The 24994-nt window shown below is 62.0% G+C and carries 23 protein-coding genes; 8 read left to right on the top strand and 15 right to left on the bottom strand.

Going from position 1 to position 24994, the window contains the following annotated elements:
- Positions 1–11: 11 nt before the first annotated feature.
- The 3 genes from GFU70_RS08080 to GFU70_RS08070 all read right to left on the bottom strand — a co-directional run bounded on the left by GFU70_RS08080 (position 12) and on the right by GFU70_RS08070 (position 2085).
- Positions 12–953, bottom strand: a complete 942-nt coding sequence (locus tag GFU70_RS08080; protein ID WP_116642925.1) for a rhodanese-related sulfurtransferase — start codon at positions 951–953, stop codon at positions 12–14.
- 298 nt (positions 954–1251) lie between these two features.
- Positions 1252–1551 carry a BolA family protein gene (locus GFU70_RS08075; protein ID WP_014337210.1) on the bottom strand — a complete coding sequence of 100 codons (300 nt, stop codon included), beginning with the start codon at positions 1549–1551 and terminating at the stop codon, positions 1252–1254.
- 12 nt (positions 1552–1563) lie between these two features.
- The gene (locus GFU70_RS08070; RefSeq protein ID WP_058545013.1) at positions 1564–2085 is read right to left on the bottom strand and encodes a DUF2059 domain-containing protein; all 522 of its coding nucleotides are present in this window, start codon (positions 2083–2085) and stop codon (positions 1564–1566) included.
- 191 nt (positions 2086–2276) lie between these two features.
- Between GFU70_RS08070 and GFU70_RS08065 the strand changes: the two genes are divergently transcribed.
- Entirely contained in the window at positions 2277–3671 is a 1395-nt protein-coding gene (locus GFU70_RS08065) for a class II fumarate hydratase (protein ID WP_153387832.1), read from the top strand.
- Between the two features lie 35 nt (positions 3672–3706).
- Here GFU70_RS08065 and GFU70_RS08060 read toward each other — a convergent pair whose 3' ends face one another.
- On the bottom strand, positions 3707–4669 hold the full coding sequence (locus tag GFU70_RS08060; RefSeq protein WP_153387831.1) for a DMT family transporter: 963 nt from the start codon (positions 4667–4669) through the stop codon (positions 3707–3709).
- Positions 4670–4859: 190 nt separating this feature from the next.
- Here GFU70_RS08060 and GFU70_RS08055 point away from each other — a divergent pair, with 190 nt between their 5' ends.
- Positions 4860–5057: a DUF6316 family protein gene (locus GFU70_RS08055; RefSeq protein WP_058545016.1), complete on the top strand. Its 198-nt coding sequence runs from the start codon at positions 4860–4862 to the stop codon at positions 5055–5057.
- Positions 5058–5294: 237 nt separating this feature from the next.
- Here the strand turns inward: GFU70_RS08055 and GFU70_RS08050 are convergent, their stop codons facing one another.
- Complete coding sequence (locus tag GFU70_RS08050) at positions 5295–6479, bottom strand: thiolase family protein (RefSeq protein WP_153387830.1); 1185 nt, start codon at positions 6477–6479, stop codon at positions 5295–5297.
- A gap of 103 nt (positions 6480–6582) precedes the next feature.
- Complete coding sequence (gene pap / locus GFU70_RS08045; protein WP_058545018.1) at positions 6583–8097, bottom strand: polyphosphate:AMP phosphotransferase; 1515 nt, start codon at positions 8095–8097, stop codon at positions 6583–6585.
- A 243-nt stretch (positions 8098–8340) separates the two neighbouring features.
- On the opposite strand from pap, the gene mnmC reads away from it, so the two are divergent.
- The 5 genes from mnmC to GFU70_RS08020 all read left to right on the top strand — a co-directional run bounded on the left by mnmC (position 8341) and on the right by GFU70_RS08020 (position 15826).
- A complete protein-coding gene (gene mnmC / locus GFU70_RS08040) occupies positions 8341–10338 on the top strand; it encodes a bifunctional tRNA (5-methylaminomethyl-2-thiouridine)(34)-methyltransferase MnmD/FAD-dependent 5-carboxymethylaminomethyl-2-thiouridine(34) oxidoreductase MnmC (protein WP_153387829.1) in 1998 nt (665 codons plus the stop codon).
- A 106-nt stretch (positions 10339–10444) separates the two neighbouring features.
- Complete coding sequence (locus tag GFU70_RS08035) at positions 10445–12217, top strand: N-acetylglutaminylglutamine amidotransferase (RefSeq protein WP_058545020.1); 1773 nt, start codon at positions 10445–10447, stop codon at positions 12215–12217.
- Between the two features lie 3 nt (positions 12218–12220).
- Positions 12221–13966 (top strand): N-acetylglutaminylglutamine synthetase, encoded by a 1746-nt coding sequence (gene ngg / locus GFU70_RS08030; protein ID WP_058545021.1) that lies wholly within the window; start codon positions 12221–12223, stop codon positions 13964–13966.
- A gap of 270 nt (positions 13967–14236) precedes the next feature.
- Positions 14237–15427: an osmoprotectant NAGGN system M42 family peptidase gene (locus tag GFU70_RS08025; protein WP_058545022.1), complete on the top strand. Its 1191-nt coding sequence runs from the start codon at positions 14237–14239 to the stop codon at positions 15425–15427.
- Positions 15428–15598: 171 nt separating this feature from the next.
- Complete coding sequence (locus GFU70_RS08020; protein ID WP_003199186.1) at positions 15599–15826, top strand: YheU family protein; 228 nt, start codon at positions 15599–15601, stop codon at positions 15824–15826.
- Here the strand turns inward: GFU70_RS08020 and csrA are convergent.
- The 3 genes from csrA to GFU70_RS08005 form a co-directional block, all read right to left on the bottom strand.
- Positions 15815–16015: a carbon storage regulator CsrA gene (gene csrA, locus GFU70_RS08015; protein WP_003199177.1), complete on the bottom strand. Its 201-nt coding sequence runs from the start codon at positions 16013–16015 to the stop codon at positions 15815–15817. The two genes, GFU70_RS08020 and csrA, sit on opposite strands and share 12 nt — an antisense overlap.
- A 151-nt stretch (positions 16016–16166) precedes the next feature.
- Complete coding sequence (locus GFU70_RS08010) at positions 16167–16499, bottom strand: YnfA family protein (protein WP_058545031.1); 333 nt, start codon at positions 16497–16499, stop codon at positions 16167–16169.
- 57 nt (positions 16500–16556) lie between these two features.
- Positions 16557–17372 (bottom strand): SDR family oxidoreductase, encoded by an 816-nt coding sequence (locus GFU70_RS08005; RefSeq protein ID WP_116642929.1) that lies wholly within the window; start codon positions 17370–17372, stop codon positions 16557–16559.
- A 231-nt stretch (positions 17373–17603) separates the two neighbouring features.
- Between GFU70_RS08005 and GFU70_RS08000 the strand changes: the two genes are divergently transcribed.
- Positions 17604–17756 (top strand): DUF3309 family protein, encoded by a 153-nt coding sequence (locus GFU70_RS08000; RefSeq protein ID WP_003183939.1) that lies wholly within the window; start codon positions 17604–17606, stop codon positions 17754–17756.
- Between the two features lie 62 nt (positions 17757–17818).
- On the opposite strand, the gene GFU70_RS07995 is transcribed toward GFU70_RS08000, so the two are convergent.
- The 6 genes from GFU70_RS07995 to GFU70_RS07970 form a co-directional block, all read right to left on the bottom strand.
- Positions 17819–19912, bottom strand: a complete 2094-nt coding sequence (locus GFU70_RS07995) for an LTA synthase family protein (RefSeq protein WP_058545024.1) — start codon at positions 19910–19912, stop codon at positions 17819–17821.
- A gap of 471 nt (positions 19913–20383) precedes the next feature.
- Positions 20384–20791, bottom strand: coding sequence for a hypothetical protein (locus GFU70_RS07990; protein ID WP_058545025.1), 408 nt, complete (start codon positions 20789–20791; stop codon positions 20384–20386).
- A 14-nt stretch (positions 20792–20805) separates the two neighbouring features.
- Complete coding sequence (gene ccmI, locus GFU70_RS07985) at positions 20806–22008, bottom strand: c-type cytochrome biogenesis protein CcmI (protein ID WP_058545026.1); 1203 nt, start codon at positions 22006–22008, stop codon at positions 20806–20808.
- On the bottom strand, positions 22001–22474 hold the full coding sequence (locus GFU70_RS07980; protein WP_153387828.1) for a cytochrome c-type biogenesis protein: 474 nt from the start codon (positions 22472–22474) through the stop codon (positions 22001–22003). The genes ccmI and GFU70_RS07980 overlap by 8 nt, the downstream gene beginning before the upstream one ends.
- Entirely contained in the window at positions 22471–23007 is a 537-nt protein-coding gene (locus GFU70_RS07975; RefSeq protein ID WP_057448502.1) for a DsbE family thiol:disulfide interchange protein, read from the bottom strand. The genes GFU70_RS07980 and GFU70_RS07975 overlap by 4 nt, the downstream gene beginning before the upstream one ends.
- On the bottom strand, positions 23004–24992 hold the full coding sequence (locus GFU70_RS07970) for a heme lyase CcmF/NrfE family subunit (RefSeq protein ID WP_153387827.1): 1989 nt from the start codon (positions 24990–24992) through the stop codon (positions 23004–23006). The genes GFU70_RS07975 and GFU70_RS07970 overlap by 4 nt, the downstream gene beginning before the upstream one ends.
- Between the last annotated feature and the right edge of the window lie 2 nt (positions 24993–24994).

Below are 24994 nucleotides of genomic sequence, written 5' to 3'. Positions count from 1 at the left end.
GACGCCATGGTTCAAGCCTCGGAAGATGTTTGCTTATAGTTGTAGCCGATCGGATGCGGCATGTTGCGAGCCTTGGCCAATTCGATCTGCTTCTGCCGGTCGATGGCACTGCGACGGGTTTTCTCGCTCAATTTATCCCAGCAGTGCGGGCAACTGATGCCCGGCACATAGTGCTCCGAAGCGCGGTCTTGCACGCTCACTGGGGTACGACAAGCGTGACATTGATCGTAGTCCCCTTCGCTGAGGTCGTGGCGAACGGTGACGCGGTTATCGAACACGAAGCAGTCGCCGCGCCACTTGGTTTCTTCCTGAGGGACCTCTTCGAGGTATTTCAGGATGCCGCCCTTGAGGTGATAGACCTCGTCGAAACCCTGGCCGAGCATGTAGCTGGAGGCTTTTTCACAACGAATGCCGCCGGTGCAGAACATCGCGACTTTCTTGTGCCTGGCCGGGTCGAAGTTGGCCTTGATGTACTCAGGGAACTCACGAAAGCTGGTGGTCTTGGGGTCGATGGCGCCTTCGAAGGTGCCGATGGACACTTCGTAATCGTTACGGGTGTCGATCAACAGCACTTCCGGATCGCTGATCAGCGCGTTCCAGTCCTGTGGTTCGACATAGGTGCCGACCTGCTTGTTAGGGTCCACGCCTTCGACGCCGAGGGTAACGATTTCTTTCTTGAGCTTGACCTTGGTGCGGTAGAACGGCTGTTCATCGCAGTACGACTCTTTATGGTCGATGTCGATCATGCGCGGATCGTTCTTGAGCCAGGCCAGCAGGCCGTCGATGCCTTGGCGAGTGCCGGAAACCGTACCGTTGATACCTTCTTCGGCAATCAGCAATGTGCCTTTGATGCCGTTGTCGAGCATGGCCTTGAGCAAGGGCTCACGCAGCTCGACGTAATCTTCAAGGGTGACGAACTTGTACAGTGCCGCCACGACAATGGGTTGTGTCATGGGTGTTTCTCCAGGTGGCTACCCTCGTAAAGGGTGAACCGGATGCGAAAAAAAAGCGCCGGGTGAAAGGCGCGTTGCGGATTCTAACAAAAACAATGTGGCTTTAGGAGCGAAGTGCCCTGGAGCGAAGCGCTTATCGTGGCGAGGGAGCTTGCTCCCGGCTGCTCTGTAGGAGCTGGCGAAGCCTGCGATCTTTTAATCTTTCGCTCGAGATTCAAGTGCGAGGAGAAAGATCGCAGCCTCGTTGCACTCGACAGCTCCTACAGCCCCCGCCACAAAAAGCCTCACGCCCTATCGATCAGTGCTTGCTGCCACCGGCACACGTCGGGGAAGCTGGGGCCGCGTCGATCTGGGCCCATTCTTCGGGGGTGTAGGTGTGCAGTGCCAACGCGTGGAACTCACCCATCAGCTCGCCCAGCGTGCCGTAGACCTTCTGATGACGCTTGACGCGATTGAGCCCTTCGAATTGCTGGCTGACCACCACGGCCTTGAAGTGGGTCTGCAGGCCACGGCTGTGCATGTGGCTTTCATCCAGCACTTGCAAGTGCTCAGGCTGCAAGAGCCCGAGCGTCGATTCGATGCGTTGTTGCATGCTCATACCAGGCTCCGCTTACGGCTTTTTCTTGGCTGGGGCGGCGGCTTTGGGCTCGAGCTCGGCCGTCATGTCCGCCAGCAGCTTGTTGACCACCGGGACCGCGCTTTCAAGCTTGGCCTGGGTCAGTTGGGCCGATTGCTGGGTCAGTTGAGGCATTTTCTCCAGGACTTTCTTGCCCAGGGGCGAGCGGTAGAAGGACACCAGCTCCTTGAGTTCCGGCTCGCTGAAGTTGGAGGTATAGAGCTTGACCATGTCAGGCTTGAGCTTCTTCCAGCCGATGGCCTGGTCCAGCGCGGCGTTGGCCTTGGCCTGGTAGGTTTCGAGGGTGGCTTTCTTCGACTCGGGGGCCTTGGTCTGTTCAAAGCGCTGGGCAAACATCTGCTGCACTTGCATGTACACCGGGGTACCCAGTTTGTCAGCGTGCGCCAGGGTCAGGAACTCTTCGGCACTGGCGTTGTGGCTGGCGGTATCGGCAAAAACAGGACCGCTGGCACACACCAGAGCAACTGCGGTACAGATGGCACGAAGACGGGTCATCGAGTTTCCTTTGATTACAGGCGAGGTAGAACCCCAAGGGCGATCATTCTGCGCCTAATAAACGCCGACCCTCAACCCCATTACTCTGCGCGTCCGATTGACGGGCCGGACCGATCGAAAAACGATTGAGGGAACCCGTGTCGCCCTTCAGGGCCTAAACTGCGCATTCAGACCTACAGGAGTTTGACCCGATGAGCCGTATCGAAACCGACAGCCTTGGCCAGGTTGAAGTCCCGGATGAAGCCTACTGGGGTGCCCAGACGCAGCGCTCCATGATCAACTTTGCCATTGGCAACGAACGCATGCCGCTGTCGGTGCTGCACGCGCTGGCGCTGATCAAAAAAGCCGCCGCGCGGGTCAATGACCGCAATGGCGACTTGCCCGCCGACATCGCGCGCCTGATCGAACAGGCCGCCGACGAAGTCCTGGCCGGCCAGCATGACGACCAATTCCCGCTGGTGGTCTGGCAGACCGGCAGCGGAACCCAGAGCAACATGAACGTCAACGAGGTGATCGCCGGGCGCGCCAACGAACTGGCCGGCACCCCCCGCGGCGGCAAGACCCCGGTGCACCCCAACGACCACGTCAACCGCTCCCAGAGCTCCAACGACTGTTTCCCCACCGCCATGCACATTGCCGCGGCCCAGGCCGTCCACCAGCAATTGCTCCCGGCCATCAGTGAGCTGTCCGGCGGCCTGGCGGAACTGGCGGCACGCCACATGAAACTGGTCAAGACCGGCCGTACCCACATGATGGATGCCACGCCGATCACCTTTGGCCAGGAACTGTCGGCGTTCATTGCCCAACTCGATTACGCCGAACGGGCGATCCGCGCCGCGCTACCAGCGGTCTGCGAACTGGCCCAGGGCGGTACGGCGGTCGGCACCGGGCTCAATTCACCCCACGGTTTCGGCGAAGCGATTGCCGCTGAACTGGCGGCGCTGTCGGGCCTGCCGTTCGTCACCGCGCCGAACAAGTTTGCCGCGCTGGCCGGCCATGAACCCCTGACGTCCCTGTCCGGCGCACTGAAAACCCTCGCCGTGACCTTGATGAAGATCGCCAACGACCTGCGCCTGCTGGGCTCTGGGCCACGGGCGGGGTTTGCCGAGGTGAAACTGCCGGCCAACGAGCCGGGCAGTTCCATCATGCCCGGCAAGGTCAACCCGACCCAGTGCGAAGCCTTGTCCATGCTGGCCTGCCAGGTCATGGGCAACGACGTGACCATCGGCTTTGCCGCCAGCCAGGGGCATTTGCAGTTGAACGTGTTCAAACCAGTGATCATCCACAACCTGCTGCAATCGATTCGCCTGCTGGCCGATGGCTGCAGCAACTTCCAGCAGCATTGCATCGCCGGGCTCGAGCCGGATGCCGTGCAAATGGCCGCGCACCTGGAGCGCGGGTTGATGCTGGTGACTGCGCTGAACCCGCACATCGGCTACGACAAGTCTGCGGAAATCGCCAAGAAAGCCTACGGCGAAGGGTTGACCCTGCGTGAGGCGGCGCTGCAACTGGGGTACCTGACCGATGAAGAGTTCGATGCCTGGGTGCGGCCGGAGAATATGCTGGAGGCGGGTAGCCAGGGTTAACGCCGCCCCCTGCTCGCGAAGAACGATAACGCGGTTTAAGGCCCGACCGCCAAACGCTCGCGTCGGGCCCTGAGCCCGGCGATCAGCGACGGGCCCAGGGCAACCAGCGCCGACCCCAGCACCACCAGCACCGCCCCGCCATACCCCAGCAGATTGATCTGCTCGGCATGAACATAATCAGGCCACCACCAGGCCGCCATCGCCACTGCTGCGAACGTCACCAGCGGTGTGATCGCCAGGGTCGCGCTGACCCGCGACGCCTCCCAATGGGCCAAGGCTTCGGCAAACGCGCCATAGGCAATCAGCGTGTTGAGGCAACACGCAAGCAACAACCAGCCTTGCAACGGACTCAATTGCAGCGCCTCCAACGGATGCACCCAGGGCGTGAGCAGCAACGCGCAGAACAGGTAGATCACCATCATCACCTGCAACGAATTCCACACCGTCAACAATTGCTTCTGGCCCAGGGCATAAAATGTCCAGACTGTCGACGCCAGCAACACCATCAGCACCCCGGTGGTGTAGTCACTCAGGGACGTCAGCAACTCGCCCAGGCGCTGGTTGAAGAACAGCATAAAACCGATCAGCAGCACCAGCAGGCCGATGCCCTGCCCTACGCTGAAGCGCTCCTTGAACACGAACAGGCTGGCGACCAGCAACATGATCGGCCCCATCTGCACCACCAGTTGCGCGGTGCCAGGGCTCAAGCGGTTCAGGCCCATCAGGTACAACACGTAGTTGCCCACCAGCCCCAGCACCGCCATCGCCACCAGCCAGCCGCCACGCGGCCCAAGGACCTTGCGACTGGGCAGGCGCCGGGTGGCAGCCAAATAGATGAACAGCAAACCGCCGGACACCAGCAAGCGAAACCAGGTCACGGTGACCGGGTCCATCACTTGCAGCACTTGCTTGAGCTTGATCGGCAGGATTCCCCAGAGCAGGGCAGTCAACAGGGCGAGGAACAGGCCGTAGACCCAGCGACCGGACGATATGTGCATGCAACCCTCGAAGCCCAAGACAAAGGACTTCCATTCTAGGCGTCTATTGCGCCACGACACAGGGACAGTTGAACAGAGGCCGCCCATGGGATTGTATGGGTCGTAGCCGTCGATCGGCTGGACAGGCGGGAATCAGGGACAACACATATGCTCATTTGAAACAGACCTTGCTGCACTCTGGAGACCCGACATGCTTGGAAAACGCGCCTTGGATCCCGCCCCTACGACCATTTTTCGCAGTGACCGGATCTGCCGGGTTAACGGCGAGTTTTATTTCAATACGCGCGAGGGCACCCAGGAAGGTCCGTTCGCCACCCGCGAGGCGGCAGAAGTGGAGATAGCAGCGTATATCCAGCGGATGCAGCGTCTGACTCAGGTTGCCAGCTGAGCCTTATTCATCGGTAGCCCCCGCGCCGCCGTGCCCGAACTGCACAGGAGCTGTGTAGGAGCTGTGTAGGAGCTGTGTAGGAGCTGTCGAGTGCAACGAGGCTGCGATCTTTCCAAAAACACTTGAATCTCAAGCGAAAGATCAAAAGATCAAAAGATCGCAGGCTTCGCCAGCTCCTACAAAGCCAAGCAGGAGCATTCTTTGGCCACAAAAGCTTCTGACGCCATAAGCTCGTGATTATCTCACCGCCTCAAACAACCCCGTAGCCCCCATCCCACCGCCCACGCACATGGTCACGATGCCGTAGCGCAGGTTGCGTCGTTGCAGCTCGCGCACCAGATGCCCCACTTGCCGCGAGCCGGTCATGCCGAACGGATGGCCGATGGAGATCGAGCCGCCGTTGACGTTGTATTTCTCGGGATCGATTTCCAGCCGGTTGCGGCTGTACAGGCATTGGGAAGCGAAAGCCTCGTTGAGTTCCCACAGGTCGATATCGGCGATCTGCAAGCCCTTGGCCTTGAGCAGCTTGGGCACCGAGAACACCGGGCCGATGCCCATCTCGTCCGGCTCGCAACCGGCCACGGTGAAGCCACGGAAAAACGCCTTGGGCTTGAGGCCCAGCGCCAGGGCTTTCTCCAGGCTCATCACCAAGGTCATCGAGGCCCCGTCGGACAACTGCGACGAGTTGCCCGCCGTCACCGAACCGTCCTCGGCGAACACCGGTTTCAGCCCGGCCAGGCTTTCGTAGGTGGTGTCCGGGCGATTGCAATCGTCGCGATCGACCACACCGTCGAGGATCTGCACAGCACCCGTGTTCTTGTCCTCGACCCGGTACTTGACCGCCATCGGGATGATTTCGTCATCGAACAACCCGGCCGCCTGGGCCTTGGCGGTGCGCTGCTGGCTCTGCAAGGCGTAGCGGTCCTGTTCCTCGCGGCTGACCTGATAACGACGGGCGACAATCTCGGCCGTCTGGCCCATGGGGAAATAGATCCCGGGCACCTGCTCCTTGAGCAGCGGATTGATCAGGTGGTCGGTGTTGACGCTTTTCATCGTCAGGCTGATGGATTCCACGCCGCCCGCCACGATGATGTCGCTGCAACCTGAAGCGATCTGGTTGGCGGCGATGGCGATGGCTTGCAGGCCCGAGGAACAGAAGCGGTTGAGGGTCATGCCGGCCGTGCCGATGCCCAAGCGCGAGAGCACCGCCACGTTGCGCCCGATGTTGTAGCCCTGGGCACCTTCATTGGACCCGGCCCCGACGATGCAATCCTCGACACTGGCCGGGTTGATGTCGTTGCGCGCCAGCAAGGCATCGACACAATGGGCCGCCATGTCGTCTGGACGGGTCATGTTGAACTTGCCGCGAAAGGACTTGGCCAGGCCGGTCCGCACGCTGTCGACGATCACCACTTCACGCATGGCTGTACCTCATTGTTTTAGTCGGTTGAGAGTGAATCGAGCATAAATCCACTGCATAACCGACCGCGACAATCATTCACCCCGCGTATGCGTCCCCATCGCCCTAGCGCTTCTTCTTGCGAGCCTGTCTTGCGCTACGCTCGAAAGCGGCCTCCAGCGCCTCGTTGAGGGTGCGCAACACCTTGACCCGCGCCCAGCGCTTGTCGTTGGCTTCCACCAATGTCCAAGGGGAAATCTCGGTGCTGGTCCGGTCGACCATGTCACACACCGCAGCGCGGTAAGCGCCCCATTTGTCGCGGTTGCGCCAGTCATCCTCGGTGATCTTGAAACGCTTGAACGGGATCTCCTCGCGCTCCTGGAAACGCTCCAGTTGGGTTTCCTTGTCGATGGCCAGCCAGAACTTGACCACCACCACGCCGGCATCGGCAATCTGCTCTTCGAAGTCGTTGATCTCTCCGTAGGCCCGCAGCCAGTCGGCCTGGCTGCAAAACCCTTCGACCCGCTCCACCAGCACCCGGCCGTACCAGGAGCGGTCGAACATGGTGAATTTTCCCCGCGCGGGAATATGCCGCCAGAACCGCCACATGTAGGGGTGCGCGCGCTCTTCTTCAGTGGGTGCGGCAATCGGCACGATGCTGTACTGACGCGGGTCCAGGGCGGCCGCGACCCGCCGGATCGCCCCGCCCTTGCCTGCCGCATCATTGCCTTCGAACACCGCCACCAAGGCGTGCCGGCGCATGCGTTTGTCCCGCAGCAAGCCGGAGAACCGCGCCTGCTCGGTGATCAGTTGTTCTTCGTAATCGGCCTTGTCCAGGCGCAGGGTCATGTTCAGGCTGTCGAGCAGCGTGACCTGGCCGTCCAGCGCCGGCAGCGGCGCCACACTGACCTTTTGCGGCCTGACCTTCGGCCGGTCCAGGGCCTGTCGCAAGCCGTCGAGCAGGATCCGTCCGACGGTGAGGCTGCGATAACAGCTGTCCATGCCTTCGATCACATGCCACGGCGCGTAATCACGACTGGTGCGGCGCAATACGCGCTCGCCGTATTTGACGAACTTGTCGTAGGTCTGGGACTGCTGCCAGTCCAGCGGGCTGATGCGCCAGCTGTGCAGCGGGTCATCCTTGAGCCCCTTGAGCCGGGCCTTCATCTGTTTCTTGGACAGGTGAAACCAGAACTTGAAGATCAACGCGCCTTCGTCGCAGAGCATTTTTTCCAGGCGCTCGGCACCGGCAATCGCCTGGTCGAGCCGCGGGTCCTTGAACTCACCATGGACCCGGCCCTGCAGCATCTGGCTGTACCAGTTGCCGAAGAAAATTCCCATGCGCCCCTTGGCTGGCAGCATCCGCCAATAGCGCCATGCCGGAGGCCGCGCCAGTTCCTCGTCGGTCTGTTGGTCGAAGGTGCGCACCTCGATCAGCCGCGGGTCCATCCATTCGTTGAGCAACTTCACCGTCTCGCCCTTGCCCGCACCTTCGATGCCGTTGATCAGCACAATGACCGGGAACCGGCCCTGCTGCCGCAGCTCGAATTGAGCTTCGAGCAGCGCTTCACGCAGGGCCGGCACCTCGGCCTCGAAGGTGTCTTTATCAATGACATGACCGATTTCAGCGGATTCAAACATGGACAGCTCCTTCCGGGGATGGGCCAAGATTAGCGGATTGGATGCGGCTCGTGTGTTTGTATGTTGGAGCTGCCGAGCGAAGCGAGGCGGCGATCTTTTGATCTTGATCTTTCGCTTGGGACTCAATTGCCTGGGGAAAGATCGCAGCCTCGTTGCACTCGACAGCTCCTACAGATGTGTATGCACGGCAGCAATCGGCAATCGATCGGCTAGAATGGCCGCTCAGTTTTGACCGAGCCTGCCATGACGCCCATCCAGCAACACGCCCAACTCGACTGGGATGATCAGGGTCGCCCGCGATCGCGGGTATTCGACGATGTGTATTTTTCCGACCAGTCGGGGCTGGAAGAAACCCGTTATGTGTTCCTTGAGCAGAACAACCTGGCCGAGCGTTTCGCGGCCCTGGCCGATGACGGGCGGCTGGTGATCGGCGAAACCGGATTTGGCACCGGCTTGAATTTCCTCTGTGCCTGGCAACTGTTCGAACAGTGCGCACCGACAGGCGCCCGGCTGCATTTCGTCAGTGTCGAGAAGTACCCCTTGAGCCCCCAGGACCTGGGCCGGGCCCTGGCCCTGTGGCCGCAACTGCGCCTTCAGGCGGAGCAGTTGCTTGAGCAGTACGTGGCGATCCACCAGGGTTTCCAACGCCTGGTCTTGGCGAACGGACGGGTGACGCTGACCTTGTTGATCGGCGATGCCCTGGAGCAGTTGCCGCAGCTGGACGGGCAGATCGACGCCTGGTTCCTGGACGGTTTTGCGCCGGCCAGGAACCCCGAGATGTGGACCGCCGAGCTGTTCGCCGAACTGGCCCGGTTGGCAGCGCCCGGCGCCACCCTCAGCACCTTCACCAGCACCGGTTGGGTCCGGCGATTGCTGAACGCGGCGGGCTTCAAGATGAAGCGCACGCCGGGCATCGGCCATAAATGGGAAATCCTGCGCGGTGTGTTTCTCGGCTGGCCGGAGCAGACACCCATGCCGTCTCCGGCAAAACCCTGGTACGCCCGCCCCCTGCCGCAAACCGGCGAACGCAGGGCACTGGTGATCGGCGGCGGCCTGGCCGGTTGTGCCAGCGCCGCCAGCCTCGCCGCACGTGGCTGGCAGGTGACGCTGCTGGAGCGTCACGCCGGGTTGGCGGAGGAAGCCTCCGGCAACCCCCAGGGTGTGCTGTACCTCAAGCTGTCGGCCCATGGCACGGCGCTGTCGCAGATGATCCTCAGCGGCTTCGGCTACACCCGGCGCGTGCTGGAGCAACTGCAACGCGGCATTGACTGGGACGCCTGCGGCGTCTTGCAACTGGCCTTCAACAGCAAGGAAGCCGAGCGTCAGGCGCAACTGGCCGAGGCGTTCCCAGGGGATTTGCTGCACACCCTCGAGCAGTCCGAGGCGCAGGTGCGGTCCGGCATCGGCCTGGCCTGTGGTGGTCTGTTTTATCCCGAGGGCGGCTGGGTGCATCCACCGGCGCTGTGTCGCTGGCAAGCCTCGGGCACGACGATTGACGTCCAGCCCCACCATGAAGTGTTGTCACTGCGCCGCGTGAACGGCCAGTGGCAGGCGTGGGACGGCGAACGATGCCTGGCCAGCGCGCCGGTGGCGATCCTGGCCAGTGCCGCCGAGATCAAGCGTTTCGAACCGGCCACCGACTTGCCGCTCAAGCGCATTCGCGGGCAAATCACCCGGCTGCCGCAAACCGCCCGCAGCCAGAGCCTGGCAACCGTGGTCTGCGCCGAAGGTTATGTGGCCCCGCCACGGCTGGGCGAACACACCTTGGGCGCCAGTTTCGATTTCAACAGCGACGACCTGACGCCCACGGCCGCCGAGCACGCCGGCAACCTGCAGATGCTCGAAGAAATCTCCCACGATCTGGTGGACCGCCTGAACGCTGGCAGCCTGGACCCGGAACGCCTCGAAGGCCGTGCGGCGTTCCGTTGCACCAGCCCGGATTACCTGCCGATCGTCGGCCCATTAGCGGACCGCCAGGCCTTTTCCGAGGCCTATGCGGCCCTGGGCAAGGACGCCCGCCAGGTGCCAGACACCCCGTGCCCGTGGCTCGACGGCCTGTACATCAACAGCGGCCACGGCTCCCGCGGCCTGATCACCGCCCCCCTGTCGGGCGAACTGATCGCCGCCTGGCTGGACAACGAACCCCTGCCACTGCCCCGCAGCGTGGCCGAAGCCTGCCATCCGAACCGGTTTGCGTTGCGGGCATTGATTCGGGGCAACCCCCTACCCGCCGGCTTATAACGCATTGATCTAAAACTCACAGCGATCCCCTAGGTCAGTTTCAGGATACCCGCTCTTTCGGCGTGTATGCTTGACCCCTCCCCAACGGAAAAACCGGTAAGGACTTATGTGCGGATTAGCTGGAGAGTTACGTTTCGATCAACAACCTGCGGACCTTGCGGCCGTAGAGCGAATCACCCATCACCTGGCCCCTCGCGGCCCCGACGCCTGGGGCTTTCATAGCCAGGGGCCGATTGCCCTGGGCCATCGGCGCCTGAAAATCATGGACCTGTCGGACGGCTCGGCCCAGCCGATGATCGACAATCAACTGGGCCTGTCCCTGGCCTTCAACGGCGCGATCTACAACTACCCGGAACTGCGCAGCGAGCTCGAAGGCCTGGGCTACACCTTCTATTCCGGTGGCGACACCGAAGTGCTGCTCAAGGGCTACCACGCCTGGGGCGAAGCGCTGCTGCCCAAGCTCAACGGCATGTTCGCCTTCGCCATCTGGGAACGCGATGCCAAGCGGCTGTTCATCGCCCGCGACCGCCTCGGCGTCAAGCCGCTGTACCTATCGCGCACCGGCCAGCGGCTACGTTTCGCCTCGGCATTGCCGGCGCTGCTCAAGGGCGGCGATATCAACCCGATGCTCGACCCGGTGGCCCTCAACCATTACCTGAATTTCCACGCGGTGGTCCCGGCGCCCCGTACCTTGCTGGCCGGTGTTGAAAAACTGCCGCCCGCCACCTGGATGCGCATCGAAGCCGACGGCAGCACCGAGCAGAAAACCTGGTGGACCCTGCCCTACGGCCCCCGGGCCGATGAACAGCACCTGAATCTGGAAGACTGGATCGACCGCGTGCTCGACAGCACCCGTGAAGCGGTCGCCATTCGCCAACGCGCCGCCGTGGATGTCGGCGTGCTGCTTTCCGGCGGCGTGGATTCGAGCATGCTCGTGGGCCTGCTGCGGGAAGTCGGCGTAGAAGACCTGTCGACCTTCTCTATCGGTTTCCAGGATGCCGGTGGCGAGCGCGGTGACGAGTTCCAGTATTCGGACCTGATCGCCAAGCACTACGGCACCCGCCACCACCAACTGCGCATCGACGAGAAAGAGATCATCGAGCAACTGCCGGCAGCGTTCCGTGCCATGAGCGAGCCGATGGTCAGCCACGACTGCATCGCCTTCTACCTGCTGTCGCGGGAAGTGGCCAAGCATTGCAAAGTGGTGCAGAGCGGCCAGGGCGCCGACGAGCTGTTCGCCGGTTATCACTGGTACCCGCAGGTCGATGGCGCCAGCGATCCGTACGCGGCCTATCGCGCCGCCTTCTTCGACCGCAGCTACGAAGAATATGCCGCCACCGTGCAGCCCAAATGGCTGACGGCCAACGATGCGGCCGGCGACTTCGTCAAAGACCATTTCGCCCAGCCCGGTGCCGATGCCGCGGTGGACAAGGCCCTGCGCCTGGACAGCACCGTGATGCTGGTGGACGACCCGGTCAAGCGCGTCGACAACATGACCATGGCCTGGGGCCTGGAAGCGCGCACGCCCTTCCTGGACTACCGCCTGGTGGAACTCTCGGCCCGGGTCCCGGCGAAATTCAAGCTGCCCGATGGCGGCAAGCAGGTGCTCAAGGAAGCCGCCCGGCGAGTGATCCCCAGCGAGGTGATCGACCGCAAGAAAGGCTATTTCCCGGTGCCAGGCCTCAAGCACTTGGAAGGCAATACCCTGGCCTGGGTCCGCGAGCTGCTGCTGGATCCGAGCCAGGACCGCGGCCTGTTCAACCCCTCCATGCTCGACCGCCTGCTGACCGACCCCAATGGCCAGCTCACGCCATTACGCGGATCGCGGCTGTGGCAACTGGCGGCGCTGAACCTGTGGCTCAGCGAGCAAGGAATCTGATCGATGAAACCTCATGCAACCGTTCACAACCAACGCCTCTTGCGCGGCCAGGCGCCCTCCTACGAACGCCTGCAGGCACGCCTGGCCGAAGACGGCAGCGAATTGGGTGCCGACCCGATCGCGGTGCATTGCGGCTGGGGCCGACTTTTGATCGGCCACACCTTCCCGGACCCGGCAAGCCTGGCCCGGGAACTGCTCAACGAACAACCCGGCGAACGCGACATCGCCTTGTACGTGGCCGCGCCCCAGCAAGTGCTGGGGCTGGAACCGGCACAACTGTTCCTCGATCCATCCGACACCTTGCGCCTGTGGTTCAGCGACTATCGCCAGGCCACACGGGTGTTCCGCGGCTTTCGGATTCGCCGGGCCCAGGGCGAGACCGACTGGCAGGCCATCAACCAGCTCTACCAAGCCCGTGGCATGCTGCCCATCGACCCGCTGCGCCTGACCCCGCGCCATGAGGGTGGCCCGGTCTACTGGCTGGCCGAAGATGACGATACCGGTTCGGTGATCGGCAGCGTCATGGGCCTGAATCACCAGAAAGCCTTCAACGACCCCGAAAACGGCAGCAGCCTCTGGTGCCTGGCCGTAGACCCGCAATGCCCACGGCCCGGCGTGGGTGAAGTGCTGGTACGTCACCTCATCGAGCATTTCATGAGCCGTGGCTTGAGTTACCTCGACCTGTCGGTGTTGCATGACAATCGCCTGGCGAAAAACCTCTACGCCAAACTCGGCTTTCGCAATCTCTCGACCTTCGCCATCAAACGCAAGAACGGCATCAACCAACCGTTGTTCCTGGGACCAGGCCCCGAAGCGCAGTTCAATCCTTATGCGCGAATCATTGTCGAAGAGGCTCACCGTCGAGGCATCGACGTGCAGGTGGACGATGCCGAGGCCGGCTTGTTCACCCTGGTCCACGGCAGCCGCCGGGTGCGCTGCCGCGAATCCTTGAGCGACCTGACCAGCGCCATCAGCATGACCCTGTGCCAGAACAAAAGCCTGACCCACAAAGTGCTGAAAAACGCCGGCCTGAACCTGCCGGCCCAACAGTTGGCGGGCAATGCCGATGACAACCTGGCGTTTCTCGACGAGCACGAACGGGTGGTGGTCAAGCCGCTGGACGGTGAACAGGGCCAAGGCGTGGCGGTAGACCTGCGCACCATCGAGGAGGTGCAGAGTGCCATCGAAGCGGCCCGGCAGTTCGACAGCCAGGTCCTGCTGGAAAGTTTCCACGAGGGGCTGGACCTGCGCATCCTGGTGATCGGCTTTGAAGTGGCGGCGGCGGCGATCCGGCGGCCGGCGGAGGTGATCGGCGATGGCCGGCACACCATTGGCGCATTGATCGAAGCCCAGAGCCGACGACGGCAAGCGGCCACGGGCGGCGAAAGTAAAATCCCGATGGATGCCGAAACCCTGCGCACGCTCAGCGCAGCAGGGTTCGACTACGACAGCGTGCTGCCCGCTGGGGAGCATCTGTTCGTGCGGCGTACGGCGAACCTTCATACCGGCGGCGTGCTGGAGGATGTCACCGGGATCCTGCATCCGACCCTCGCAGATGCGGCGGTGCGCGCCGCGCGGGCACTGGACATCCCCATGGTCGGCCTCGACCTGTTGGTGCCGGCGGCCGATCAACCCGAGTACGTGTTCATCGAAGCCAACGAACGCGCAGGCCTGGCCAACCACGAACCACAACCCACCGCCGAACGCTTTGTGGATTTGTTGTTTCCCCATAGCCAGGTGGTGGCCTAGCTCTTCTTCTGTGCCGAAGAAGCTTGCTCGCGCAAAGCTGCGACGTAAGAACTGTGCAAGAGCTGTGTAGGAGCTGTGTAGGAGCTGTCGAGTGCAACGAGGCTGCGATCTTTCCAAGAACACTTGAATCTCAAGCGAAAGATCAAAAGATCAAAAGATCAAAAGATCAAAAGATCGCAGGCTTCGCCAGCTCCTACAAAGTCCAGCGCAAGCATGCTCCCTCGCCACAGGGTTTCCGTACTTCAACTCAATGTTCCGTGAGGAGTTTCCATGATCAGTAAAATTCCCGAACCGGATCTCGAATACCTGCGAAAGGTCCTGCTGGAGATGCTCGCCATTCCCAGCCCTACCGGCTTTACCGACACCATCGTGCGCTATGTCGCCGAGCGGCTCGAAGAGCTGGGTATCGATTTTGAAATGACCCGCCGTGGCACCATCCGCGCCACGCTCAAAGGCCGCAAGAGCAGCCCCGACCGGGCCGTGTCGGCGCACCTGGATACCATCGGTGCCTCGGTGCGGGCCATCAAGGACAACGGCCGCCTGACCCTGGCCCCGGTGGGTTGCTGGTCCAGCCGATTTGCCGAAGGCAGCCGGGTCAGCCTGTTTACCGACACCGGCGTGATCCGTGGCAGCGTGCTGCCATTGATGGCGTCCGGACACGCATTCAATACCGCCGTGGATGAACTGCCCATCAGTTGGGACCACATCGAGCTGCGCCTGGACGCCTATTGCGCCACCCGCGCCGATTGCGAAACCCTGGGTGTAGGCATCGGCGACTACGTCGCCTTCGATCCTTTGCCGGAATTCACCGAAAGCGGCCACATCAGCGCCCGGCACCTGGACGACAAGGCCGGGGTCGCGGCGCTGCTGGCGGCGCTCAAGGCGATTGTCGACAGCGGCGAAGAACTGCTGATCGATTGTCACCCACTGTTCACCATCACCGAGGAAACCGGCAGCGGTGCAGCGGCCGCATTGCCTTGGGACGTCAGTGAATTCGTCGGCATCGACATCGCGCCCGTCGCCCCTGGCCAGCACTCAAGCGAACATTCTGTCAGCGTGGCCATGCAGGACTCCGGTGGCCCCTACGACTATCACCTGTCGCGGCATTTGTTGAAACTGGCCAAGGAGAACGAGGTACCGGCACGCCGCGACCTGTTCCGCTACTACTTCAGCGACGCTCATTCGGCCATCACCGCCGGCCACGATATCCGCACTGCCCTGCTCGCCTTCGGCTGCGACGCCACCCATGGCTACGAACGCACCCACATCGACAGCCTGGCCGCCCTCAGCCGCCTGCTCGGCGCCTACATCCTCAGCCCGCCGGTGTTCGCCAGCGACGCGCAACCAGCCCAAGGCTCACTGGACCGCTTCAGTCATCAGATCGAACACGATACGCAGATGGAAAGTGATACCCGGGTGCCGCCGGTGGATAGCCTGGTGGGACAGCGCTCCGATAGCTGATCCAACACTTCACTGACTGGGCTATTGCCATCGCGAGCAAGCTCGCTCCCACAGGGTGCGCCATTGTGGGAGCTTGCTCACGATGGGGCCAGAACAGCCCCATAGAACCCAAGGCTAGCCGCAAAAGCCCGTTGGCCGTAGCATCGCCCTATTGTCTAGCCGAGGTACCCCATGCTCATCCCCCACGATCAACTCGAAGTCGATACGCTCACCCGCCTGATCGAGGATTTCGTGACCCGCGACGGCACCGACAATGGTGACGACACGCCCCTGGAAACGCGGGTTCTGCGGGTCAGGCAAGCCCTGACCAAAGGCCAGGCGTTGATCGTCTTCGACCCCGAAAGTGAACAGTGCCAACTGATGCTCAAGCACGACGTGCCCAAACACCTATTCGACTGAACAGGCCTTGCGGGTGGCATGGGCCTTTTTCTTCTGGATCTTGTCGTAGATTTCGGAGCGATGGACATCGACGTGCCGTGGCGCTTCCACGCCAAAACGCACCGTGCCGCCACTGACCGACAGCACACGGACGGAAATATCGTCACCGATGGAAATCAACTCACCTACAGCGCGGCTTAATACAAGCATGGTTCTTGTCCTTAAGAATGTCTGGACCCTGACCATGCCCGGCCTGTTTCCTGTTCTCAAGACACCCGCGAGAATTCAGTAAGGCCCTACAAGCAAAGTTCTTGTGACTGACGGAAACTTCCTGCAAAACCCTGTCGGACCGACCGTTATTTCAGGGCGCCGAGAGCCGCGGCCCGAACAGAATCACACTCGCCCCCAACACGCAGAGCGCCACGCCAATCCAGTCGGAGCCCAGTGGCCGGACCCGCTCCACCACCGCCAGCCAGCCAATGGAGGCAATGATATAGAGACCGCCGTAGGCGGCGTAGGCGCGCCCGGCGTACGTCGCTTCGACGCGGGTCAGCAACAGGGCGAACAACGTGAGGCTGAGCAACGCCGGGGCGATCCACCAGGCGCTCTTGCCCTGACGCAGCCACATCCAGAAGGCGTAGCAGCCAGCGATCTCAAACAGCGCGGCGAGAAAAAACCACAGGTAATTGAGCATGCAGATGTCCATCAGGAAGGCCGAATGGCGCCATCCTGAGGACATCGGGCAGCCAGGTCAATTGAGGTTTTGCCGGGCCTTGGCGCGCATCTTGTCGGCCATGACGGTCATTTCGTCGTACAACAACTGGGGATTCTTCTGCTTGAGGGCCCAAGCCATGCGTCCCTGTTCGTGGGGCAGGATCATGAACTCGCCTTGGGCGACCTGCTGGTAGATGTAGTCGGCAATATCCGTGGCGCTGATCGGTGAGCTTTCCAGCAACTTGCCAACCTGGGCTTTCATGGCCGGGGTCGGACCGCGGAAGGAGTCCAGCAGATTGGTCTGGAAGAATGACGGGCACACCACGTGTACGCCAATTTCCTGCTGCGCCAGCTCCACCAGCAGGCTCTCCGAGAGCGCCACGACACCCGCCTTGGCCACGTTGTAGTTGCTCATGGCCGGGCCCTGCATCAGGGCTGCCATGGAAGCGATGTTGATGATCTTGCCGCGACTCTTTTCCAGCAGCGGCAGGAACGCCTTGCAGCCCTTGACCACGCCCATCAGGTTGATTGCGATCTGCCAGTCCCAATCCTCCAGGGAGAGTTCGCTGAAGAAGCCGCCCGAGGCCACGCCGGCATTGTTGACGATGATATCGATACCGCCGAACTTCTCTTCGCAGGCCTGGGCGAACGCAGTCAACTGGCTGTAGTCGCGCACATCGCAACGCTGGATGAAGCCGTCGCCACCAGCACCACGCACTAACTTGAGGGTTTCCACAAGGCCTGGCTCGCTGACATCCGATAAGGCCAAGCGCCATCCTTCGCGGGCCCAGCGCAGCGCGATTTCGCGACCCAGGCCGGAGCCCGCACCAGTGATCATCATGCGATTTTGCATAGCAAACAGCCTTGTTGTTCCGGGAGAGATGGGTCGAGTGTAGCGAAGGCGTTCAACAGACCCACGCTCCATCAGATTGCTGAATGGCGAAGGCAAACCGTAGCCGTATAAAAACTTTGAATTTTTTACAAGGCGCGACGGTCGGACTTATTAAGCCGCCCGGATTTAACGCATGCGCGCTGGTAGTTGGAAGTTGCATCACTCCAGAACTGACCAATAAGGAAATCTACAATGGGCACAATACTTATCATTATCCTGATCCTCCTGCTGATCGGTGGTCTCCCAGTCTTCCCCCACTCCAGAAGTTGGGGTTACGGCCCGTCCGGTATCATCGGTGTGGTATTGGTGGTGCTGTTGGTCCTGCTACTACTGGGCAAGATATAAACCACTAAGTAAGCGCAAAAAAAAGAGGCCTTTGCAGGCCTCTTTTTTATGTGCACCGTTTATCAGTCCGGCTTGCCGTCCACGACACCAGCGGTGTTATCCAACAGGCTCTTGGTCGCGGTTTGCAGGAAAGCTTCGAGCTTGAGTTTCATCTCGGCAGTGTCAGGTGCATCCGGGATGATTTGCGCATGCGGGTTGGCGCCCAGTTCATAGCGATACATCTTCGGTGCCATTTCCTTTTCCTTCGGTAGCATCAGGACGGTGTCACCCCGGATGATCGCGGTGGTCTGATCACTGCCCGACGGCTTGATCACACCAAAACCGGGATCGCCTTGCGGCAGGTTCAACAGGTCCCGGCCCCAGCACTGGTTGCGTACTTGCCCACCGATCCGGCCCATGATGGTCGGCACGATGTCGACCTGGGTGCCCACGGTGTGGTTACGCTGGCCGAATTTTTCCTGGACGCCCGGGCCGATCAACAGCATCGGCACGTTGAAACGGCCCAGGTCCATCTCGGTGATCTGACGTTCGTTGCCAAAGCCATGGTCGCCGACCACGACGAACAGGGTTTCCTTGAAATAAGGCTCCTTGCGGGCCTTCTCGAAGAACTGGCCCAACGCCCAGTCGGAGTAGCGCATGGCGGTCAGGTGTTCGTTCAGGCTGCCACGATCGGTGACCCGCTCGACTGGCAACGGCGTCGGCAACGCATAGGGCGTGTGGTTGGACAGGGTTTGCAGCAAGGCATAGAACGGCTTGCCGTTTTCCCGCGCCTTGAGCTCGATCAGGCCACGGTCGAACATGTCCTGGTCGGACACGCCCCAGGTCGGATCGGAGAACACCGGGTTCACGAAGTCGTTACGCCCGATGAACGTGGTCATGCCCTGGCTGCTGAAGAAACCCGACTGGTTGTCCCAGGCAAAATCGCCGTTGTAGACATACACATCGTCGTAGTCACGGGCGCTGAGCAGTTGCGGCAGGCCCGACAGCTTGTGGCTGCCCTCCGGCGTCTGCATCAGGTATTCGAAACCCGGCAGGTTCGGGAAACACGCCATGGTGGCGAACATGCCTTGGTGGGTGTGGGTGCCGTTGGAGAAAAAACGGTCGAACAGCAGGCCTTCCTTGGACAGCTTGTCCAGGTAAGGCGTGATGTTGCCCGGCGCACCCAGGGCGCCCACCGAGTGACCGGCCATGCTTTCCATGAGAATCACGACCACGTTCTTGATCGGCAGGGTCTTGTCCGCCGGCGGCGTGTAGTCGCGGCGCACGGCGGCTGTCTCGGGGTCCACGAGTTTATCGTCGGGCATCACCAGCATGTCGCGCACGGTCTGCTGCGCCAGCGGTTGCTCGAGGGTGGCCTTCCAGATGTTGTCACGCTCTTCGGACATCCGGTTCTTGGCTGCGGCCACTAGCGACAGCGTGCCATTGAGGCCCAACTGGTTGGCGAAGTTCGAATCGGTGGTGTAGACGTCGCCCCAGCGCAGGGGCGGCCCTTGGCGCAAGGTGCCACGCGCGGCTGTCACGGCGACCAGCAGGCAAACGACGAACACCACGACACGCCCATACCACGGGGCGACCTGCCGGGTGCCGATTGTGCCGCCACTGAACGGCCCGCGGGGACGCGTGGCGCGGTCGGCGCCCTTGAACGCCAGGCTGAGGATGAGAGTACCGCCGGCCCACGCCAGCAGGTAGCGCACCACCGGGAAACCGTACCAGAGCATGCTCATCACGGTTTTCGGGTCTTCCTTGACATACTGGAAGACCAGGCCGTTGAGGCGCTGGTGGAATTCACGGTAGAAATCCATTTCCATCAAGCCCAGGAACAGCGCGATGCTGGAGGTAACGGTCAGCCAGAAACGAAAGAACCCACGAGCCGCCATGGCCCTTGTGCTGAACAACGCCAGCAATAACGGAATGCTGAGGTAGACCACCAGGCGCAAGTCGAAACGCAGGCCGTTGACGAACGCTTCAACGAAGGTCGAGGCCGGGGTGTCGAGGATCATCTCGCGGTTATAGACCAGCAGCGCCACGCGCAGCAGGCTGAACATGACCATCATCACCAGGGCGCAAAGCAACGTGTAGGACAGGTGCGATTTGACGGTCGGTTGCAGCAGGCGATGCGTATTGCGCTGCTGACTCAGGGCGTCCGGGATTGCCATGTCGTTTAAGGACCCTATTGGAGTTGGAGTGACAAAAGAAACAACGGCGCGCCCTCTATTGGCCAAAGCTGGCATCGGGGCTTGCGCGAGTGCGCAGATGTTGCACGAACGGCTATGGCATTGCCATTAAATAACCGGCGGCGATATGAGCGCGAGAGATTGTCCGCAAGATTTGGTGAAAATTTCGTTCAAAGAATATTCAGAAACACAAAAAGCCCAGCCTGCCGATGCGCTTGGGCCGAACGCTAGGGTGGCGAGAGCGCTTACTCCCTCTGTGTAGGAACTGGTAGGACCTGTGTAGGCGCTGTGTAGGAGCTGTGTAGGAGCTGTGTAGGAGCTGTCGAGTGCAACGAGGCTGCGATCTTTCCCCAAACACTTGAATCTAAAGCGAAAGATCAAAGATCAAAGATCAAAAGATCGCAGCCTTCGGCAGCTCCTACAGAGTCCCGCGGGGGCAAGGTCTCCCGCTTCTCAATGAAACTGTCGACCCAAGCCCGCCGGCACGCCTTCGATGGTGGTGTCTTCCCATGGGCCATTCGGGCTGACGGAACGGCTCCAACCGTTGTTCCAGCGGTAATAGGTACGCTGGCGATAGAACGTGTTCGTCTGCTTGTCCAGCACATAGACCCCAAGCTTGGCGTCCCAGTGACTGTTGCCACCCGGTGGCGGGGCGAAGCTGGCGGAGGTACGCGGCAGCGGCTTGGCCGGTTTGTTCGGTGTGACAGGCTTGCCCGGAGGCATTGACGGGACAGGTTTGGTGGTCGGGGTCGATGGAGGGATCGGTGGCAGCGGCGCCGAGGGCTCCGGCGGCCGCTGGACCGCACAAGCGCTCAGGCCCATGACGAGCGTGAGCAGGGTGATACGAGCGATGGCGGTCATGGTGCGAATTCCTGTTATTTATCCGGGCTGTCGATGGTCAGTTGTTGCTGCGCCGTGGTACTGCTCGCCAAGGGCTGGCTGCGACCGATCCACTCCCCGGCGGTCGGCTGGCCGGCCCGGGAGATACGCGCCACCAGTTGGACTTCAGGGAAGTTCGACAGTTTCAACTGCGGCATCATTGCGTCCGCGTCCCCCAACTCTACGGTGACTGGCAGGTCGGCGACCGTCAGGCGCTTGGCGGCCAGCGGCGCGGGGGGGCCGGAAACGGCGCGGGCGAAAATGAATACGCTGTCGCTCGGCTGCACCTTGGCCTTGAGCGCTGGCGCCAGGTCGACGCGCACCTTGAGCAGTGCCGCAGCCTTGGCCACCGGAGCCTGGGCGACCTTGCCACCACTGGCTTGCAGCTTCTCGGTGGCGCGGGTAATGCCACCCTGCAGCGCTTCACGGGACTTGTCGCCCTCCGGCAGTTCTACCAGCAGGCGGCCCCAATAATCGATCGCGTCCTGGTAGCGTTCGCCCTCAAAGGCGGCGATGCCCAACAGGCCGAGGCTGGTGACTTCCTTCGGATCGAGTTTCAGCGCTTCGTCGGTCAGCGCCTGGAGCTTGTCCGACCATTTCTTGCCATCGGCAAAATACTGCGCCTGGGCCCATTGGCCCAGCAGTTCGGGTTGACGACCGGCCACCGCCACGGTGCGCTCGAAGACCTTCGCCGCGTCTGCGGGCCGATCCTGCGCCATGTAGGTACGCCCGAGGAAATACAGGCCCTCGGCGTTATCCGGTTGCGCCGCCACCGCACGTTCCAGGCGCAGGGTCATCTCTTGCATCGACTGCGGCGCTTGGGCGAATTCACGGGTCAGCTCGACCTTGTCGCTGGCGCCGAAATGCAGGTACAGCGCCAGGCCCAACACCGGCACCAGCACAGCGGCGAGCAACGGCAACGGCTTGCCCAACCGGGATTCGCGCGGCACATCGGCACCCTCGGTGTCGGCGAGCAGTTCACGGGCGGCTTCGGCGCGACCGGTATCCAGCTGCGCGGCGTTGAGCACGCCCTCCTCCCGCTCGGCTTGCAGTTCGGCAACGCGCTCCTGGTACAGGGCCACGTTGAGCGCGGTACGGTCCTCCTCGCGTTGAGCGCGACGACCACGCAGTACAGGGATCAACAGAAAACTCAGGGCAACCAGAAGAAGCAGACCTGCGGCGAGCCAGAAATCAATCATGCTTGGTTTTATCCAACAGTTGGTCGAGGCGCTGGCGCTCTTCGACAGAAAGCGTGTCCGGGGCGGCCGTGCGCTGGACCCGGCGACGGCGCACGATCACTGCAATGACGACGAAACCACCAAGCAACAGCCCGGCGGGGCCGAACCAGAGCAGCGCGGTCTTGGAAGACAGGGCGGGGTTGTAGCGTACGAACTCACCGTAGCGATCGACCATGAAATCAATGATCTGCTGGTTGTCCTTGCCCTCGCCGAGCATGCGGAAGATTTCCTTGCGCAGGTCGGCGGCAATCGGTGCGTTGGAGTCGGCGATGTCCTGGTTCTGGCACTTGGGGCAGCGCAGTTCCTTGGTCAGTTCGCGAAACCGCTCGCGCTCGCCGTCGTTGGCGAATTCGTAGGTGTCGATGGCGGCGTGGGCCACACCGGCAAGGCTCAGGCCGAGGATGGCGGCGGCTAACCAGCGCGTCATGGCTTGGCCTCGTCCACCAGCGCCTGATACTTGGCGGCCAGTTTCTCGCGCCAGACCTGTTCGTCGATCACGCCGACGAATTTGTCGCGGATAACGCCCTTGGCATCGATGAAGAACGTTTCCGGCGCGCCGTAGACACCCAGGTTCAGGCCCAGGGAACCGTCTTCATCACGAATGTCCAGTTGATACGGATTGTGGAACTCGGCCAGCCACTTCAAGGCGTCGGCATTGACGTCCTTGTAATTGACGCCGTAGATCACCACGCCGTTCTGGGCCAGTTTGTTCAGCACCGGGTGCTCGACCCGGCAGGAAATGCACCAGGTGCCCCACACGTTGACCAGCGCCGGCTTGCCCAGCAGGTCGGCACGGGTCAAGGTTTTATCGCCCTGCACCGATGGCAGGGAAAACTCCGGGAACGGCTTGCCGATCATCGCCGAAGGCAACTCGGTCGGATTCAGGTACAGCCCCCGGTACAAAAACACCGCCATCAACAGGAACAGCGCCAGCGGCACCAACATCAACCAACGTTTCATGCAGTGGCTCCCGTCGCGCCCAGGGCTTCACGCACCCGGGTTTTCACCTTGACTCGATAACGCCGATCCAGCGCCGCCAGCACCCCACCCAGGCCAGTGAGCAAGCCACCGAACCAGATCCAGCGCACGAACGGCTTGACGTGGACCCGTACCGCCCACGCGCCGTCGCCCAGGGACTCGCCCAGCGCCACGTAGAGATCGCGGGTGAAACCGGCATCGATGCCGGCTTCGGTCATCACCGAGTTCTGCACGGTGTAGAGACGTTTTTCCGGGTGCAGCACGGTGATTTCCTGGCCGTTGCGGATGACCCGCACGGTGCCTTTGTCGGACGTGAAGTTCGGCCCCTCGAAATGCTTGGCGCCCTCGAACACGAACTGGTAGCCCCCCAGGTCCATGGACTCACCCGGCGCCAGGCGCAGGTCGCGCTCGGCGCTGTTCTGGCTGGACAGCACCACGCCCAGGGCGCAGACGGCGATGCCCAGGTGAGCGACCTGCATGCCCCAGTAACTGCGGGTCAGGGTTGGCAGGCCTTTGATCAGGCCTTTGTGCCGGGTCTTGTCGAAGATGTCCCGTACACCCGCCAGCAACACCCAGGCTGCCAGCACGAACGTCGCCAGCACCGCCCAGTTGAAGTCGCCATACGCCACGCCGGCCACCACGGCCAGGGCGGCCGTGCCCAGCAGCACCGGGGTCAACATGCCCAGCAGCCACTTGACCGGAGTGTCTTTCCAGCGCACCAGCATACCGATGGCCATCACCACCATCAGGATCGCCATCAGCGGGATGAACAGCGCATTGAAATACGGCGGCCCGACCGACAGCTTGGCGCCGGACAGCGCGTCGAGCACCAGCGGGTACAAGGTTCCCAGCAGGATCATCGACGCGGCCACCACCAGCACCAGGTTGTTGCCCAGCAACAGGGTTTCCCGTGACCAGAGGTTGAAGCCGACCTGGCTCTTGACCACCGGCGCACGCAGGGCGAACAGCGTCAGCGAACCGCCGACCACGAACAGCAGGAACATCAGGATGAACACGCCACGCTCAGGGTCCGAGGCGAAGGCATGCACCGACGTCAGCACGCCGGAACGCACCAGGAACGTCCCCAGCAGGCTCAGGGAGAACGCCGCGATGGCCAGCAGCACGGTCCAGCTCTTGAACACACCGCGTTTTTCCGTAACCGCCAGGGAATGGATCAGCGCCGTGCCCACCAACCAAGGCATGAACGAGGCGTTTTCCACCGGGTCCCAGAACCACCAGCCGCCCCAGCCGAGCTCGTAGTAGGCCCACCACGAGCCGAGGGTGATGCCGATGCCGAGGAAGGCCCAGGCAACGATGGTCCACGGACGCGACCAGCGTGCCCACGCGGCATCGAGGCGCCCACCAAGCAACGCGGCGATGGCGAAGGCGAAGGCCACGGAGAAGCCGACGTAGCCCATGTAGAGCATGGGCGGGTGAACGATCAGACCGATGTCTTGCAGCAAGGGGTTGAGGTCGCGGCCATCCGTCGGCATTTGGGGCAGGATGCGCTCGAACGGGTTGGAGGTAACGATCAAAAACAGCAGGAAACCGGTGCTGATCATGCCCATCACTGCCAGGACCCGGGCCAGCATCACCTGGGGCAACTGCCGGGAGAACACCGAAACGGCGAAGGTCCAACCGGCCAGGATCAACGCCCAGAGCAACAGTGAACCCTCATGGGCGCCCCACACCGCGCTGAACTTGTAGTACCAGGGCAAGGCGCTGTTGGAGTTGCTGGCGACGTATTCCACGGAAAAGTCGTCGGACATGAACGCATAGGTCAGGCAACCGAAGGCGAACAGCATAAAAGCAAACTGCCCCCATGCCGCCGGCTGGGCCAGGCTCATCCACAAACGATCGCCACGCCAGGCGCCCAGCAACGGCACCACGGCTTGCACCAGGGCAAAGCACAGGGCCAGGATCATCGCCAGGTGGCCCAGTTCGGGAATAAAGATGCCGGTCGTCATCG

Origin of the sequence: Pseudomonas brassicacearum (assembly GCF_009601685.2) — a bacterium.
GTDB classification, from domain to species: domain Bacteria; phylum Pseudomonadota; class Gammaproteobacteria; order Pseudomonadales; family Pseudomonadaceae; genus Aquipseudomonas; species Aquipseudomonas kilonensis_B.
Note: the sequence above shows the minus strand (reverse complement) of the source record. Positions and strands in the feature narration are given on the sequence as shown.

What these genes read in the sequence shown, in the direction of transcription:
- GFU70_RS08035 (WP_058545020.1), top strand. Translation starts at nt 10,445, where the DNA reads ATGTGCGGATTAGCTGGAGAGTTACGTTTCGATCAACAACCTGCGGAC.
- GFU70_RS07980 (WP_153387828.1), bottom strand. Translation starts at nt 22,474, where the DNA reads ATGACGCGCTGGTTAGCCGCCGCCATCCTCGGCCTGAGCCTTGCCGGT.
- GFU70_RS07990 (WP_058545025.1), bottom strand. Translation starts at nt 20,791, where the DNA reads ATGACCGCCATCGCTCGTATCACCCTGCTCACGCTCGTCATGGGCCTG.
- GFU70_RS08010 (WP_058545031.1), bottom strand. Translation starts at nt 16,499, where the DNA reads ATGCTCAATTACCTGTGGTTTTTTCTCGCCGCGCTGTTTGAGATCGCT.
- ccmI (WP_058545026.1), bottom strand. Translation starts at nt 22,008, where the DNA reads ATGATTGATTTCTGGCTCGCCGCAGGTCTGCTTCTTCTGGTTGCCCTG.
- csrA (WP_003199177.1), bottom strand. Translation starts at nt 16,015, where the DNA reads ATGCTTGTATTAAGCCGCGCTGTAGGTGAGTTGATTTCCATCGGTGAC.
- GFU70_RS08065 (WP_153387832.1), top strand. Translation starts at nt 2,277, where the DNA reads ATGAGCCGTATCGAAACCGACAGCCTTGGCCAGGTTGAAGTCCCGGAT.
- GFU70_RS07975 (WP_057448502.1), bottom strand. Translation starts at nt 23,007, where the DNA reads ATGAAACGTTGGTTGATGTTGGTGCCGCTGGCGCTGTTCCTGTTGATG.
- GFU70_RS08075 (WP_014337210.1), bottom strand. Translation starts at nt 1,551, where the DNA reads ATGAGCATGCAACAACGCATCGAATCGACGCTCGGGCTCTTGCAGCCT.
- GFU70_RS08070 (WP_058545013.1), bottom strand. Translation starts at nt 2,085, where the DNA reads ATGACCCGTCTTCGTGCCATCTGTACCGCAGTTGCTCTGGTGTGTGCC.
- GFU70_RS08050 (WP_153387830.1), bottom strand. Translation starts at nt 6,479, where the DNA reads ATGCGTGAAGTGGTGATCGTCGACAGCGTGCGGACCGGCCTGGCCAAG.
- ngg (WP_058545021.1), top strand. Translation starts at nt 12,221, where the DNA reads ATGAAACCTCATGCAACCGTTCACAACCAACGCCTCTTGCGCGGCCAG.
- GFU70_RS07970 (WP_153387827.1), bottom strand. Translation starts at nt 24,992, where the DNA reads ATGACGACCGGCATCTTTATTCCCGAACTGGGCCACCTGGCGATGATC.
- GFU70_RS08020 (WP_003199186.1), top strand. Translation starts at nt 15,599, where the DNA reads ATGCTCATCCCCCACGATCAACTCGAAGTCGATACGCTCACCCGCCTG.
- GFU70_RS07995 (WP_058545024.1), bottom strand. Translation starts at nt 19,912, where the DNA reads ATGGCAATCCCGGACGCCCTGAGTCAGCAGCGCAATACGCATCGCCTG.
- GFU70_RS08060 (WP_153387831.1), bottom strand. Translation starts at nt 4,669, where the DNA reads ATGCACATATCGTCCGGTCGCTGGGTCTACGGCCTGTTCCTCGCCCTG.
- GFU70_RS08055 (WP_058545016.1), top strand. Translation starts at nt 4,860, where the DNA reads ATGCTTGGAAAACGCGCCTTGGATCCCGCCCCTACGACCATTTTTCGC.
- GFU70_RS08025 (WP_058545022.1), top strand. Translation starts at nt 14,237, where the DNA reads ATGATCAGTAAAATTCCCGAACCGGATCTCGAATACCTGCGAAAGGTC.
- GFU70_RS08080 (WP_116642925.1), bottom strand. Translation starts at nt 953, where the DNA reads ATGACACAACCCATTGTCGTGGCGGCACTGTACAAGTTCGTCACCCTT.
- GFU70_RS08005 (WP_116642929.1), bottom strand. Translation starts at nt 17,372, where the DNA reads ATGCAAAATCGCATGATGATCACTGGTGCGGGCTCCGGCCTGGGTCGC.
- pap (WP_058545018.1), bottom strand. Translation starts at nt 8,097, where the DNA reads ATGTTTGAATCCGCTGAAATCGGTCATGTCATTGATAAAGACACCTTC.
- GFU70_RS08000 (WP_003183939.1), top strand. Translation starts at nt 17,604, where the DNA reads ATGGGCACAATACTTATCATTATCCTGATCCTCCTGCTGATCGGTGGT.
- mnmC (WP_153387829.1), top strand. Translation starts at nt 8,341, where the DNA reads ATGACGCCCATCCAGCAACACGCCCAACTCGACTGGGATGATCAGGGT.